A 15,386-nucleotide genomic window follows, 5' to 3' on the forward strand; every position below is an offset into this window, starting at 1 on the left:
GGGCGGCGGCAGCCGCCCGCCCGATGACCAGAAAGGAGTAGCAGATGAGTCGATGGGTATCCAAGGCAGTTGCCATGCTGGCTCTGAGCGCAACCGTTCTGAGCGGCATGGCCCAGGCAAGCGTGGTGATCACCGGGACGCGCGTGGTGTTTCCGGGCGACAGCCGCGAAGTGACCGTCCGGCTTCTGAACGACGGGAACACGCCCGCGCTGGTTCAGACCTGGATGGACACGGGCGACGAGAAGGCGGCGCCGGAGTCGATCAAGGTGCCGTTCATCCTGACGCCGTCGATGTTCCGGATCGATCCCGAGAAGGGACAGACGTTGCGCATGTTTTACACGGGCGAACCATTGCCCACGGACAAGGAATCGCTGTTCTGGCTGAACGTGCTGGAAGTCCCGCCCAAGGCGCGCGACGACGAGGCAGCCAACAAGATCCAGCTGGCGTTCCGCTCGCGGATCAAGGTGATGTACCGGCCGGCCGGGCTGGCCGGCAACGCGGAAGATGCCGCGCGGCAGTTGCGGTGGGAGATCGTGCGCCGCGACGACAGCGGCGAGCATGAGCTGAAGGTGTCGAATCCCAGCCCCTACGTGGTGAACCTGGGCAGCGTGACGCTCGAGGCGGCGGGGCAGAAATACGAGGTCGAACCGACCTACGTCCGCGCGAAAGACGCGGCCCGCATGCCGCTTCCCCGCCTCGCCACGGGTCCCGTGGGCGGCGCGAGCGTGACGTTCAGCAGCATCGACGACTGGGGCGTGATCCGCCCGGCCGCCGCGGCCAGCGTCACCAGGAGCGACGCGCTCCACTGACGCGCCCGCGCGCCGGCATCCCGGGCGCACCGCCCGCCCCCGTTTCATCCATTCGCCCTTGCAGGCCCCGACAGCGGCCGGCGGGGCGGGTGTTCGCCCATTGCCCGGCTACGTGGTCCCGCTTTGCCCGGTGCCCCGCGGCTTTATCGGCCTCCGGTCTCAAGAGACATCTCAGGAGTCATATGACATTGTTTTGCCACGGTGGCATCGACGGTGGTCGGGTGCCACGACTGAACCCGCTGTACCTGGCCGTCCTGTCCACGCTGCTGCTGTGGCAAGGGCAGGCCGAGGCCGCGCCCGCGGGCCGCCAGGGCGCCGCGGCGAGCACGCAGCCCGCCGCCACCGACGTCCAGTTCGACAGCGGCTTCCTGGTGCACGCCGACCAGCAGCGCATCGACCTGAGCCGCTTCGAGAAAAGCAATGGCGTGCTGCCCGGGGACTACCGCGTCGACCTCTACGTCAACGGCGACAGCGTCACGCGCGCGCAGGTGCCGTTCCGCGCCGCCGCCGACGGCAAGGACGCGCAGCCCTGCTTCAGCAGGGCGCTGCTGGAGGAGCTCGGCGTCGACCTGCTGAAGCTGCCCGACGACGTGCGCGACCGGCTTAAGGCGGACGACGCGTGCGTCGGGCTGCCCGAGGCCATCGCCGACGCGAGCGCGGCATTCGTGTTCGACGAGCAGCGCCTGTCGCTCAGCATTCCGCAGGGCGTGCTGCGCCGCACGCCGCGCGGCTACGTCTCGCCGGAGCGCTGGGAAGCCGGCGTGACCACCGGCATGCTGAACTACAGCGCCGACCTGTACACCACGCGCAACAACGACGGCCCGTCGCTGACGCAGGGCTTCGCCGGCCTGACGGCGGGCTTCAACGTGGGCAACTGGCATTTCCGCCACCAGGGCTCGTATAGCTGGTCGAACAACAACGGCGGGCATTACCAGGACATCGCCACCTACGTGCAGCGCGACCTGCCCAGGCTCACCTCGCAACTGACCATCGGCGAAGCCTACACGTCGGGCGAGCTGTTCGACTCCACGCAGTTCCGCGGCGTCAAGCTGTCGACCGACGAACGGATGATGCCGGACTCGGCGCGCGGCTACGCGCCGGTCCTGCGCGGCATCGCCCGCAGCAACGCGCGCGTCACCGTCAGCCAGAACGGCGTCAAGATCTACGAGACCACCGTGGCGCCGGGCGCGTTCGAGATCGACGACCTGTACGCGACCGGCTACGGCGGTGACCTGAACGTCTCGGTCAAGGAAGCCGACGGCTCGGTCCACGAGTTCTCCGTGCCGTACGCGGCGGTGCCGCTGGCGCTGCGCCCGGGCACGCACCGCTACAGCTTCGTGGCCGGCGCGGTGCGCACCGCGCAGAGCAGCCGCAACCCGCTGTTCATGCAGGGCACGTGGCGGCAGGGCCTCACCAACCTGGTGACGGGCTACGGCGGCGTGACCGCGGCGCAGGGCTACCTGTCGTTCATGCTGGGCAGCGCGCTCAACACCTCGGTGGGCGCGTTCGGCGTGGACGTCACGCAGGCGACCACGGTGGCGCCCGGCACGCGGCGCTTTCACGGCACCAGCGCGCGCGTGAGCTATGCGAAGTCGATCACGCAGACCTCCACCGACATCGCCATCGCCGCGTACCGCTATTCGACGAGCGGCTATTTCGGCCTCAACGACGCCATGCTCATGCGCGACCAGGTGGAGCGCGGCGGCTCGCCCGACGACATCGCCCGGCAGCGCAGCCGCGCGTCGCTGTCGGTCAACCAGAACCTGGGCGCCCGCTTCGGGCAGTTCGGCATGACGCTGTCGGGGAGCAATTACTGGAACCGTCCCGGCTCGGACATCACCTATGCCGCCTCGTATTCGAACGTGTTCCGCCGGATCACCTACCGGCTGTCGGTGACGCGCGAGAACGGCAGCCTGGGCAACCGCAACACGACGTTCTACGCGAGCGTGAGCATTCCGCTGGGCAGGGAGCGCCCGGTCATCGCGTCCTCGGCGCTGTCGTTCGACACCAACGGGCGCGCGCAGGCGCAGGCCACGCTGTCGGGCAGCGCCGGGCGCGACGATGCGCTGTTCTACAGCGTGTCGGGCAACCACGCGTCGCAGGACGGCGGCGCCTCGACCAACGGCAGCGGCACGGTCGTGTATCGCGCGCCGTATGCCGAGCTCACGGCGAGCGCCGGCGTCGGCCAGGGCTACCAGCAGGCTTCGGTCGGCGCGCGCGGCGGGGTGGTCGTGCATCCCGGCGGCGTCACGCTGTCGCAGCCGCTGTCCGACACCTTCGCCGTGGTCGAGGCGCCGGGCTCGGCCGGCGCGCGCGTGCTCAATTCGCAAGGGGTGCGCATGGACAGCCGCGGTTATGCCGTGGTGCCGATGCTCACGCCGTACTCGATCAACGAGGTCGAGCTCGATCCCACGGGGCTGCCGCTCGACGTCGAGCTGAGCGTGACCGCGCAGCAGGTGGTGCCGCGCGCGGGCGCGGTGCCGCTGATCCGCTTCCCGACCGTGGTCGGCCGCGCGGCGCTGATCGCCGCGCGCCAGGCCGGTGGCGAGGCCCTGCCGTTCGGCGCCCAGGTGCTCAACGCGGCGGGCACCGAGGTCGGCGTGGTCGGCCAGGGCGGCCGCATCCTGGCGCGCGGCCTCGACGAGCACGGCACGCTGACCGTGCGCTGGGGCAACGAGGGCGGCGCGTCGTGCGCCATGCCGTACACGCTGGCGGCGGCAAAGGGGCAGCAGCCCGCGCGCAGCTACCAGCAGATCGAAACGACCTGCGGGCCCGCCGCCGACTGACGGTGGCCGAAGGCAACGGCAGGTGGCGGCGCCGCGCAACCGGCGCGCCACACGCCGCGTCCCGCAATCCGGGTGTAGCTCAAACAGACAGGAACCCAAGCATGAACAGACTTCTTTCCATCGTCATGCGCGCGGCCCGGGCGGCCGCGCGGATCGCGCCCGCCCGCTGGGCGAGGAACGGCCTCGTGGCCGCCGGGCTGATGGCCGCGCTGTCGTCGCCGGCATTCGCCCAGTACGTGTTCGGCCAGTCCACCATCACGGTGCCGGCCAGCGTCGCCGGCGGCACCGTGGTCGCGCGCGACTACCTGACGCCGTCGCAGCTTTGCTACGGGACGACCTGCACGCTGACGTACATCGAGATGTACAAGTACGGCGGCGCCGAACGGGTGCCGGGACCGGACGTCCTGACCACCGTCACCGGGCTCTCGACGCGTCTGATCATCAACGGGCAGACGATGATGGCCGGGCCCAGCACCGTCTCCTTTTCGCGGCCCATCGAGATCCAGCTGGTGTCCAACGGGACCAAGGTGGTCGGCGGCCCGCTCAAGGCCAACGGCGCCACGCTCTCCCCCGCGTACTACATCCTGTATTTCTCGAACGGGAACACGAAATACCAGATCTTCCTGGCGGCGACGGTGCAGACCATCGACGGGACCTGCTCCACGCCGAGCCAGGCCGTCACCCTGCCGCCGATCGCGCTCGGCAAGCTCGGCGCCGTGGGCAGCAGCGCAGGCGGCGTGGATTTCAACGTCCGGCTGAACAACTGCCCGGCGGGCTTCAACCGCGTGGGCTACAGCTTCGTGCCGGTCGGCTCCGAGACCAGCGCCTACACCGGGGTATTGCCGCTCGGCGCCGACTCCACCGCCACCGGCGTGCGCATACGGATCACCGATGCCAATGGCACGCCCGCCACGTTCAATCAGTCGATCAAGCTCAATGCGTACAGCAAGACGACCGGCGGCTCGTACGCGGTTCCGTACAAGGCGACATACATCAAGACGGCGGACCCGGTGACGGTCGGCAGCGTGAAGGGCAGCGTGATGGTGCTGGTCGACTATCAGTAGATGGCGCGCGCGGATGGACAGCCAGTACGGAAGGAAAAGCGGAAGGAAAAGCGGAAGGAAAACCAAAAGGGAAAGCGAACGGGCGATGGCGTCATCCCTGTTCGCAGGACTGGGAGGATGCTCATGAAAGCGACGGTGGAAAGCAGGAACGAGGACCGGGTCCGCGCGCGCGCGGCCGGTGTGCCCGGTGTGGCCGGTGTGGCGGATATGACCCGGGCGCGCGGCTGCGGCAACGCGCGGCACGCGCCGGCATCCGGCCGGCGCATGGCGCCGGCCCGCACGGGAGAGGGCGGCGCCGCGCGCCGGATGCCCGGCGCCCACACGCAACTGGTCGTCCTGGCCGCGCCGGGCGACGTGCCGGCGTGGCTCGGCGCCGCGCTGCGCTGGCTGTCCGGCGTCACGGTCGAGTTCGCGGGTTCGACGGATGCCTTGCTCGCACTGCTGGCATCCGGCATGCGCACCGTCGTCTTCGCGCAGCTCTGCCGGGACAACGGCGAAGGCCTGTTCCTGCCCTCGCGCCTTGCCGCCGCGCGCGACGAAGGCCGGCTGGCGGCGGTGCCGCCGGTGGTCTACGCGACCGAGCTGTCGCGGCAGGCGCTGGCGTCGCACGCGCGGCTCGCCGGGGAGGCGGGCGTTCCGGTCCATATCCTGTGCGAGCGCTCGCCGCACGCGGTTGCCGGCGCGCTCAGGCAGGTCATCGCATCGTTGCCCGACGTCCCGCATGGTGCCGCGCCGTCGCGCGGCGCCGCGGCGGACCGGCAGCAAGGCTGCGAGGCCGCGTTCGTCGACGCGCTGGCGCGGGACGAGGGCTTCAGGATCGTGGTCCAGCCGCAGTTCTCGCTGCGCGACGGCCGCATCGTCGGCGCCGAGGCGCTGTCGCGCTGGAGCCATCCCGAGTTCGGCGCCGTGTCGCCGGCCACGTTCATCCCGTGGACGCAGGACGCGGCCCGCGCGCAGCGCTTCTTCTTCCTGCAACTGGGCCGCGTCGTCGCGGTGCTCGAGCGCGCGGCCCGGCTGGGCCGGGCCGTGCCCGTCGCGGTCAACGTTCCCTGTGCGCTGTTGTCGTCGGCCGGTTTCGTGCCGGCCTTCGAGCGCGCGCTGGCGCAGGCCTCGCTGCCCGCCTCGCTCATCAAGCTGGAGCTGACCGAAAGCGAGCCGGTGCTCGACGAGCTGGCCTTGTCGTCCTCCATCCACTGGCTGCGCGCCAGGGGATTCGGCGTGTCGATGGACGATTTCGGCACCGGCGCGGCGTCGCTGAAGATGCTGTGCGACATGCCGTTCGACGAGATGAAGATCGATGGCGCGCTGGTGCGCCGCATGGCGGACAGCCCGGCCCTCGGCGGCGCGCTGGCCGCCACGGTCCATCTGGGGCTGGCGCGGGGCATGACGGTGGTGGCCGAGGGCATCGAGTCCGTGCAGGCGGTCGCCGCGCTGCGCGCGGCGGGCTGCTCGGCGGGACAGGGTTATGCGCTGTGCCGGCCGCTGGAAGCGGCGGACTACCTGCAGCGCCTCGCGGCGGGCGGCGGATTGCCCGGGCTGGGCGCGAGCGTTCCGGCAAGCCGGCACCCTGCCGTCGAGAGCGGGGAAGGCCTGTAGGCTTTTCCCCGCAGCAAGGCCGATTGCCTGGCTGCCCGTAAACGCAAACGTCCCCGCAATGGCGGGGACGCGCTTTTTGGGGGCGGGACAACCGCGTCCGCCCCCGTCAGGCATCAGGGGTTCAGGGGTTCAGGGAATCTCCCTCGCGTGCGCGCCGGACAGGTCGTCCGCCGGAAAGAGCAGCGAGGCGCCTTCATTGCCTCCGTTCAGCACGAACGTGATGAGCTCCACGTCGTTCGACGCGCCCACCTTGCGCATGGCGCTTCGTTTCTGCGAGCTGATGGTCTGCTTGCTGCGTTTCAGGTGTTCCGCGATATCGGTCACGGTATTGCCCGACGCGAACAGCCGCACCACTTCGGCCTCGCGCGGCGACAGTTCGGTGGCGAGGTCGGCCGAGCCTTTGTTCAGGGTGGTCGCGATGGCCCTGATGGTCGGCGACGTGTACGTCCCGCCCGCGAAGCTGGCGTGGACCGCGGTGATGATGTGGCCGGTCGAGTCCGCCATGCTGATGAACGACAGGCCGCTGTGCGCGGCCAATGTCCGTATCACGGCGGGATTCCTGATCGTCGTCAGCACGACAAGCCCGATATTCGGAAAATTCCTCTGCAAATAACCGAGCAGCGCCATGCCGTCGCCATATTCGCCATCGGACATCGTGTAATCGCAGATCACGACGTCGCAGGCGACATGCTGCAGCAGTTCGACGAGTTCGGTGGTGTTCAGGCAAGTGCCGACGAGCTCTATGTGGCCCGCGCTCTCGAGAACCTGTTGCAGTCCGATCAGAACCGCGGGGTGGCTGTCGGCGATCACAACGCGGATTGAGAATTTATTCATGCCATTTAATCCGTTGAGTAATGGGCGCGCGCGACAAGGGCATGGGTATCCCGTTTCCCGGTGAGGGAACGGGTACGGCGGCGACTGGGCGGCAATGCGAAGCTCGGCCCGTCGGGGGTACGGTGCCCTTGTCGTCGCAACCAGTCCTGGCGGATGCCTTCCGTTTGCGCCTCGCGTGGTTCACACAAGGGACTGGTGCAATGGGGAAGCCGCCGAAGTCAGTTTAATAATAGGAATGGATGGCGCCAATCATACGATTGATCGACTTTACTTATTTTGATTAGTACTCGTACGAAATTCATTCCAGACCGAAAAAATCAATGTTTTTTGGCACTGAAATTAAGATTTTGGCTAAAAGCGGAGATAAAAACAGGATAAAAAAGAAAAGGCATGGCGCGGGCATCTCCCATCCCCATTGCGAAGCGATGGCGTGATGGCGCGGTGGCTTCCGGCGACAATGCGGCGACAAGCCGGCGCGCCGCCGGCAGGCAAAGAAGCGCCTATTTGCCGTCTTTGCCGGGCGAAGCGACGAGCCCGCCTTCGATCGCGTAGCGGATCAGCTCGACGTCGTTCGCGATGCCGAGCTTGCGCATGGCCATCACTTTCTGCGTGCTGACGGTCTGCTTGCTGCGGTTGAGCCGCTTCGCGATATCCGTCATCGACAGCCCCGAGGCAAACAGCCGCGCCACCTCCAGCTCGCGCGGCGAAAGCGGCTGGCCGGTGCCCGCGCCCTCGCTGCCGGCCACGACCTTCTCGATGGTCGGCGACAGGTACGAGCCGCCGGCGTAGCTGCTGTGAATCGCGGTGATGATGTGGCCGGTCGCGTCCGACTTGCTCAGGATGGTGGTGATGCCCGCCGCCAGGAGCGCGCGGATGACCGCCGGGCTGTCCATGACCGTCAGCGCGACGATGCCGACCTTCGGATAATGGCGCCGCAGGTATTCGAACAGCGCCAGCCCGTCGCTGTGCTCGCCGCCCGGCATCGCATAATCGGAAACCACCACGTCGCACGGCTGCTTCTCGAGCGCGGCGATCAGCTCGGTGGCGTTGCGGCAGGTCGCGACGATTTCGGTCGTGCCGATCGGCTCCAGCGTATGGACGAGACCGCGCAATACGGTAGGATGGTCGTCGGCGATCACGACCTTGATCGAAAACTGGTTGTCAGCGCTCACGATTTCTCCGCCATGCCATGCGTTGTCCCTGTGCCGCGGGCCGTTGCCGCGTGCCTGGATCCCGATGCGCGAACGCATCAAAGAGCAACGGTAATCTACCATGCCTGCATCGTCGTCTCCCAGCTTGCTCGCCCGCGTCCGCGGCCATCAGCGCATCGTCCTGTTCATCGGCTCGGCGGCGCTGACGCTCCTGATCCTGCTGGCGTTCGCGCTGGGTCTCGCCGGTCTCGTGCGCGAGGACCTCAACGACGAGCGGCAGGCGTTCCAGCGCGACCTGGGGCGCGTGATGGACGTCGTCAGGGCGAGCGAGACGCGGGTGCGCATCGCCGCCGTCGGGATCGAGACCGCCTGGGAGGGCACCGGCGCCGCCGATGCCGCCGACGTGAGCGCGTTCGAGGCGCAGGACGGCCGCATCGTGTTCCCCGTCACGCCGGACTCGCGCGGCGCGCTGGTCCTGCGGCTGGCGCGCGGGCAGGGCGCCGGCGGCGAGGCGGCCGGCCATTTTCTCGCGGTGGCGCGGAGCACCGCGGGCGCGGGCAGCAGCCTGGTCAAGACCATGAACGACGCGGTCGGGCTGCCGTGGGGGCTGAGCGGCTATTTCGTGACGCCGGCGGCCGCGCTGGTGGGCATCAGCCCGCTGCCCGACCTGGCCGGCGCGCCGCTGCCGCGCATCGCGGCCGATCCGGCCAGCCTGTCCGCCTACTACGGCGCGGGCCTCGAGCAACTCGCATCGTGGTCCGCGGCGCCGCGCGGCGCCAGCCGGCCGCTGCGCTGGCTGCGCCCGCGGGCCGACCCGCTCACCGGGCGGCCGCGCCTGCGCGTGCTCGCGCCCATGACGGCGAACGGGCGGCCGATCGGCATCGTCGCCGGCGAGTTCAGCCCGGAGCGGCTGCTCGAGCGGCTGGAGCCGGGCTCGTTTTCCGGGGTCTACCGCGTGGCCGACGAGCGCGCCGAGGCGGTGACGGGCAGCGCGTCCGACCCGGCGGCGCTGCCGCCGGCCGGCGCCGGGGCGGCGCAGTGCCGCGGGCCTGCCGCGCCCGGCGCCGCCGGGACCTATCGCGACGGCATGCTGCTGCTGTGCGCGCCGCTCGGCGACACCGGCTGGACGCTGGCCTACGCGGTGCCGGGCCGGGTCATCGCCGCGCGCGTGGCGCGGGACGGCGCCGCGCCGGCCATCGCCACCGGCCTGGCCATCGCGCTGCTGTGGGCCTTCGTGCTGCTTTTCAACCGCAAGATCCTCGTGCCGCTGTTCGCGCGCTCCGAGCGCGTGTTCGACAGCGAGCACCTGAGCCGCACGCTGATCGAGACGGTGCCGGTCGGCCTCGCGCTCGTCAACGCGAACGACAACACCGTGCTGCTGGAAAGCGCGCACATGCAGGCGCTGGAGCGGCGCATCGGCAAGGCGGCCGACGGGCAGCTCGGCGACGTGCTCCGGCGGCACGCGCCGGCCGCGTTCGGCGCGCCGGGCGGCCGCGCGGTGGCGGCGTTCGACGTGGAGCTGAACCTGCCCACCGGGGACGGCGGCACCATCGACGTGGCCGCGAAGCTGGCGCCGTCGCACTACCAGGGGCAGCCGGTGGTGGTGGCGACGCTGGCGGACGTCACCACCGAGCGCCAGCTCGCGCGCCAGCTGTCCGCGGCGAAGCAGGCGGCGGACAGCGCCAACGCGGCGAAGAGCGCTTTCCTCGCGGCGATGAGCCATGAGATCCGCACTCCGCTCAACGCGATCCTGGGGCATCTCGAATTGCTCGAGCGGCTGCCGCAGGCGGCGCCCGTGGCGCCGCGCGTGCGCACCATCGCGTCGTCGTCGCGGGCATTGCTGGACATCCTCAACGACATCCTCGACTTCTCCAAGATCGAGGCCGGCGAGATGCGCTTCGAGCCGATCCGCTTCGACGTGGCGGCGCTGATCCGCGAAACGGTGGCGATGTTCATGCCGCTGGCGCAGCGCAAGGGACTCGCGCTGGAGGCGCATTTCGACGCGGCGCTGCCGCGCTGGTACACGGGAGACCCGGGCCGGGTCCGCCAGATCGTGGCGAACCTGCTGGGCAACGCCATCAAGTTCACCGAGCGGGGGCGCGTGTCGGTCGACGTCGATGCGGCTGCCGATGGCACGGATGGCGCGGACAGCGCGGCGGCGCCGCTGCGGATCCGCGTGGCCGACACCGGCATCGGCATCGCGGCTGCGCAGCAGGCGCGCATCTTCGATGCGTTCGACCAGGTCGACGTGTCGGTCACGCGCCGCTTCGGCGGAACGGGGCTGGGGCTCGCGCTGTGCCGGCGCATCGCCGGGGCGATGGGCGGCACCATCGCGGTGGCGAGCGAGCCGGGCCGCGGCAGCACCTTCACGGTGACGCTGCCGCTGCGGCCGGCCGCGGGCGGCGCGCCCGCGCATGACGACGCCTCGCCCGCGGCCGGCGACGCGCACGACGCGCGCGGCATCCACGTGCTCGTGGCCGAAGACCACGAAGTCAACCGCGAGCTGATCCGCGACCAGCTCGACGCGCTGGGCTATACCGGCGACATCGTCGAGAACGGCCTGGTCGCGCTGCGCCATTTCAACGAGCGCCACTACGATCTGGTGCTGACCGACCTGTCGATGCCGGTCATGGATGGCTACACGCTCGCCACGTGCCTGCGCAACCAGGGCGCGCGCACGCCGATCGTGGCGATCACCGCGGACGTCACGGCCGCCGATTCGCAGCGCCTGCGCGACGCGGGCATCTCCGGCGTGCTGCTCAAGCCGATGTCGCTGGCCTCCATCGACGCCGCGGCGCGGCGCTACCTGAGCTTGGCGGCCGACCCGCGCGCCGAGGCCGCCATCGAGGCGGACGCGGCGGGCGCCGATGCCGCGTTGTCCGAGATGCTGCTCGGCACGCTGGAGCAGCGCACCGCGCAGTCGCTCCAGGCGGCCGCGAGCGCGATCACGCGAGGCGACCGGGCAACCGTGTCGGCGGAGGCCCATTCCATCAAGGGAGCGTTCGCGATGCTGCATGCCACGGACGTGGTCGAGGCCTGCTCGCGGCTGGAAGCGCTGCTGGCGGACCGGCCCGACGCCGCTTCCGGCGTCACTTCCGAAGTCACCTCCGGCGCCACCCCCGGCGAGCTCGCGCAGGCGCTCGCCGAGGTGCGCGGCCGGGCCTCGTCGGCGCTCGCGCGCATGGCGCGCGATGCCGGGTTCGGACGGGTCGATGCCGGCGGCTAGCGGTAGGTGATGACCGCGGTCATCCGGGAATGGCGCGCGGCGGCGAGCGCCGGCAGGCCGATCGACTGCGTGCGGTGCGTGAACCCGACGTGGCGCGCCGGGAGGTGGCCGGGCGTGCCGGTGAAGGCAACCTTGCCGGCGACCGGGCGCGGGCAGGCCGTGTGGAACCGCATCCGCTCGCTGTCCGCGGGACGCACGCTGAATGAACAGGGCGGCTCGACCAGCGCGCCGCTGAAGCGGATGGTCCCGCCCGTCTGCGCGCTGGCGGCGGCGCAGGAGAGGAGCAGCGCTGCGAACAGCGACGAGGCAAGGATGGTGTGAGAGACGATCGAACGGCGTGCCATGGAAACCTCCGCGAGATGAGGTGCGTCGCGGCAATCGACATGTCCGTCGGAAGACTGGCGATTAACCGCTGCACATGGAAATCGAGATCATGCCTGGTAATTGAATGACCGATTGAGTGGTCGATTGAGTGGTTGATAGAATGGTTTAATGAATGAAAAATCGATGCGCCGGGATTTAAAGATTAATCATTGCCCGGTTGAATAAATTCTGTGCGCATCATGAAATGACCGCAAGCAGGGCAATCCCTAGGCATTCCGTGTCATAAAAAAATTGAACCAATTCGCGGTGAAAGGCGCGGCGGGCTTATGGCGATGGATCGTGGTCATGCATATCGTTCTTTTTCGCATTGGCCGACGTTGTCCTATCGCACATATCCGATTCACTGCGCCCCAATCCGGTGCGTTATGTCCGCAGTGTGTCAAACCGGCGCGCATGCCGGCGCGGTATCGCGCCATCGCGAAATCCAGTTTGCGAAAGATTCGCCGGCAGTGAGAGAATGCAGCCTGCTGCCACAGCAAGCCGCGGAGAACGGAATGACGAACATGATTGGCAATGAGAGTCAGCGTCTGGCGTACAACTCCCGGTGCCGTTGCCGGAGTGACCTGACGCATGCGGTCCTGCGGCGGCTCGGCGAGGCGGCATCGGGCCGCCTGCCCATGCAGGAGCTCGCGGCCGGCGCCGCGGCGGGCGGGCCCGCGCTGGCGGCGCCGGGGCCGGCGCAGGCCGCGGCGCGCCCGACGCGGCTCAGGGGCGCGCGGATCTTCGACGGCAAGTCGGACGCGCTCCTGCAGGGCCTCGACGTGATCGTCGCGGGCAACCGCATCGAGGACCTCGTTCCGGCCGGGCAGGACGCGGGCGATGCGCAGGTGATCGACTGCGCGGGGCACGTCGTCATGCCCGGCATGATCGATGCGCACTGGCATTCGATTCTCGCCGCGGTGCCGCTGAACGTGGCGATGACGGCCGACATCACCTACATCTACCTTCTCGCGGCGCAGGAAGCCGAGCGGACCGTCCTGCGCGGCTTCACCACCGTGCGCGACGTGGGCGGGCCGTCGTTCTCGCTCAAGCAGGCGATCGACGAGCACCGCATCGCGGGCCCGCGCATCTTTCCTTCGGGCGCGATGATCTCCCAGACCTCCGGGCACGGCGACTTCCGCCGGCGCGGCGAGCTGCCGCGCACGGCGCTGTGCTCGCTGAGCGCGGCGGAAGTGGCGGGCATCTCGTCGATCGCCGACGGCGTGCCGGAGATGCTGCGGCGCGTGCGCGAGCAGCTCATGCTGGGCGCCAGCCAGATCAAGATCATGGCCGGCGGGGGCGTGTCGTCGATGTTCGATCCGCTCGACTCGGTCCAGTACACGGAGGACGAGATGCGCGCCGCCGTCGCCGCCGCGTCGGACTGGGGCACCTACGTCTGCGCCCACGTGTACACCTCGGCCGGCATCCGCAGGGCCATCGCGTGCGGCGTGAAATCGATCGAGCATGGCCAGCTCGCGGACGAAGAGACCGTGCGCCGGATCGCCGACGCCGGCGCGTGGTGGAGCCTGCAGCCGTTCCTGGCCGACGACGACGCCAACCCGAAGGCGACCGACGCGCAGCGGCTGCAGCAGAAGGCGATCGCAGAAGGCACGGTGCGCGCGTTCGAGCTTGGCCAGAAGCACGGCGTGAACATGGCGTGGGGCACCGACGTCCTGTTCAATCCCGCGGGCGCGCTGACGCAGGGCAGGCAACTGGCCAAGCTGGCGCGCTGGTTCGGTCCCGCCGACGTGCTGCGGCTCGGCACCAGCCGCAATGCCGCGCTGCTCGGCCTGTCGGGCGCCCGCAGCCCCTATCCCGGCGCGCTGGGCGTCATCGAGCCGGGCGCGTTCGCCGACATGCTGGTGATCGGCGGCAACCCGCTCGAGGACATCACGCTGATCGCGGACCCGGCCAGGAACATGAAGATCATCATGAAGGACGGCCGCATCCACAAGAACACGCTGGGCGTGCCGTACCACTAGCCGGCCAGGCGAGGGGACGCGGGGGACGCGGGGACGCGAACGGACATGCAAGGCCGCGGCGCGGCGCGGATACGGGGCAGCCGAAGGGGGCGCATTGGAAAGCATCAATATTGCCATTGCCATGCTGGGCGCGGTGCTGGTGAGCGGCGCGGTGGTGCGGGTCATCCCGTGGCCGGTGCCGCTGCCGCTGCTCCAGATCGCGCTGGGTTTCCTGATCGCCGGCGTGTTCGAGCGCGGTGTCAGGCTCGACCCCGACGTCTTCTTCCTGCTGTTCCTGCCGCCGCTGCTGTTTCTCGACGGATGGCACATCCCCAAGGACATGCTGCGGCGGGACAAGCTGGGCATCTTCCAGCTTTCCGTGGTGCTGGTCGTCATGACCGTGGTCGGCGCCGGCTACGCCATCCACTGGATGATTCCGTCGATGCCGCTGGCCGTCGCGTTCGCGCTGGCCGCCATCATCTCGCCGACCGATCCGGTGGCGGTGGCCGGCATCACGCGCCGCCTGACCGTGCCGCGCCGCATCACCTCGATCCTCGAAGGCGAGGCGCTGTTCAACGACGCCAGCGGGCTGGTCGCGTTCCGCATCGCCATCGCGGCGGCGATGACCGGCGCGTTCTCGCTCTCGTCGGCGGTGATGTCGTTCCTCTGGGTGGCGGGCGCGGGGCTGGCGACCGGCGCGCTCGTCACGGCGGCCGTCATGCGGCTGCGCGACGGCTTCACGAAGCGCTTCGGCGAGGAGCCGCGCTCCGAGGTGCTGCTGAGCCTGCTGATTCCGTTCGCCGCGTATTTCCTGGCCGAGCACGTCGGCGCCTCGGGCATCCTGGCCGCCGTGGCCGCCGGCGTGACCATGAGCTACGCGGAGCTGTCGGGGCGCGTCAGCGCGTTCGCGCGCATGCAGCGCCAGGCGGTGTGGGACATGGTGCAGTTCGTCCTCAACGGGATCATGTTCGTGCTGCTCGGCGAGCAGTTGCCGCGGGTCTTCCGCGCGGCGGCGCGGACCGTGACGCAGGCCGGGGACGACCCGTGGCTGCTGCCGGTGTACGCGCTGCTGATCTGGCTCATGCTGGCGGCCCTGCGCCTGGCGTGCATCTTCGTCTCGGTCAGGCTGGCGCGGATCGTGCGCAATGCCACGCCGCCGCCCGAGGCGCGCGCCACGCCGCGCATCATGCTCGCGCTGTCGCTGGGCGGCGTGCGCGGCGCGGTGACGCTGGCCGGCGTCATGACGCTGCCGCTGCTGCTGCCCGGCGGCGACGCGTTCCCGGCGCGCGACCTTGCGATCTTCCTCGCCGCGGCCGTGATCATCATCTCGCTGGTCGGCGCGAGCATCGGCATGCCGCGCCTGCTCAAGGGCATCGAGCCGGCGCGGTCCTCGCCGCACCAGCGGCAGCGGGAATTCGCGCGGCAGGCCGCGCACCGGGCGGCGGTGAACCGCATCTCGACCATCCTCGACGCGCAGCGCGAAGAGGACTCCTCGCTGGAGGCGCGCCGCTACATGGACGTGGTCGACCAGGTGCTGGCGGGGCTGCACGAGCCGCTCGGCCATGCCGCGGAGCCGGCGGGCGACGGCCACAAGCC

Annotated in this window: 10 protein-coding genes; 7 read left to right on the forward strand and 3 right to left on the reverse strand. The window is 69.9% G+C overall.

Features of this window, described 5'->3' with window-relative positions; translation table 11 throughout:
• Positions 1 to 74: 74 nt before the first annotated feature.
• The 4 genes from K206_RS0109705 (at position 75) to K206_RS40825 (ending at position 6,255) form a co-directional block, all read left to right on the forward strand.
• Positions 75 to 809, forward strand: coding sequence for a fimbria/pilus periplasmic chaperone (locus tag K206_RS0109705; protein ID WP_020202222.1), 735 nt, complete (start codon positions 75 to 77; stop codon positions 807 to 809).
• A 182-nt stretch (positions 810 to 991) separates the two neighbouring features.
• Positions 992 to 3,595: a fimbria/pilus outer membrane usher protein gene (locus tag K206_RS0109710; RefSeq protein ID WP_029043424.1), complete on the forward strand. Its 2,604-nt coding sequence runs from the start codon at positions 992 to 994 to the stop codon at positions 3,593 to 3,595.
• A 101-nt stretch (positions 3,596 to 3,696) separates the two neighbouring features.
• Positions 3,697 to 4,659, forward strand: a complete 963-nt coding sequence (locus K206_RS0109715) for a fimbrial protein (protein ID WP_155888021.1) — start codon at positions 3,697 to 3,699, stop codon at positions 4,657 to 4,659.
• 207 nt (positions 4,660 to 4,866) lie between these two features.
• Positions 4,867 to 6,255 (forward strand): EAL domain-containing protein, encoded by a 1,389-nt coding sequence (locus tag K206_RS40825; RefSeq protein WP_155888022.1) that lies wholly within the window; start codon positions 4,867 to 4,869, stop codon positions 6,253 to 6,255.
• A 129-nt stretch (positions 6,256 to 6,384) separates the two neighbouring features.
• Here the strand turns inward: K206_RS40825 and K206_RS37890 are convergent, their stop codons facing one another.
• Both K206_RS37890 and K206_RS0109730 read right to left on the reverse strand, forming a co-directional pair.
• Positions 6,385 to 7,089, reverse strand: coding sequence for a LuxR C-terminal-related transcriptional regulator (locus tag K206_RS37890; protein ID WP_043366050.1), 705 nt, complete (start codon positions 7,087 to 7,089; stop codon positions 6,385 to 6,387).
• A gap of 500 nt (positions 7,090 to 7,589) precedes the next feature.
• A complete protein-coding gene (locus tag K206_RS0109730) occupies positions 7,590 to 8,261 on the reverse strand; it encodes a response regulator transcription factor (protein WP_043366056.1) in 672 nt (223 codons plus the stop codon).
• 100 nt (positions 8,262 to 8,361) lie between these two features.
• Here K206_RS0109730 and K206_RS0109735 point away from each other — a divergent pair, with 100 nt between their 5' ends.
• On the forward strand, positions 8,362 to 11,466 hold the full coding sequence (locus tag K206_RS0109735) for an ATP-binding protein (RefSeq protein WP_231401589.1): 3,105 nt from the start codon (positions 8,362 to 8,364) through the stop codon (positions 11,464 to 11,466).
• Here K206_RS0109735 and K206_RS0109740 read toward each other — a convergent pair.
• Entirely contained in the window at positions 11,463 to 11,810 is a 348-nt protein-coding gene (locus K206_RS0109740; protein ID WP_020202229.1) for a hypothetical protein, read from the reverse strand. The genes K206_RS0109735 and K206_RS0109740 overlap by 4 nt on opposite strands.
• A gap of 534 nt (positions 11,811 to 12,344) precedes the next feature.
• Here K206_RS0109740 and K206_RS0109745 point away from each other — a divergent pair.
• Positions 12,345 to 13,811 (forward strand): amidohydrolase family protein, encoded by a 1,467-nt coding sequence (locus K206_RS0109745; RefSeq protein ID WP_029043426.1) that lies wholly within the window; start codon positions 12,345 to 12,347, stop codon positions 13,809 to 13,811.
• A 94-nt stretch (positions 13,812 to 13,905) separates the two neighbouring features.
• Positions 13,906 to 15,386, forward strand: a 1,481-nt coding sequence (locus K206_RS37895; protein ID WP_020202231.1) for a Na+/H+ antiporter, incomplete at its 3' end; no start/stop codon positions are given.

It is taken from the genome of Cupriavidus sp. WS (genome assembly GCF_000395345.1).
GTDB classification, from domain to species: domain Bacteria; phylum Pseudomonadota; class Gammaproteobacteria; order Burkholderiales; family Burkholderiaceae; genus Cupriavidus; species Cupriavidus basilensis_B.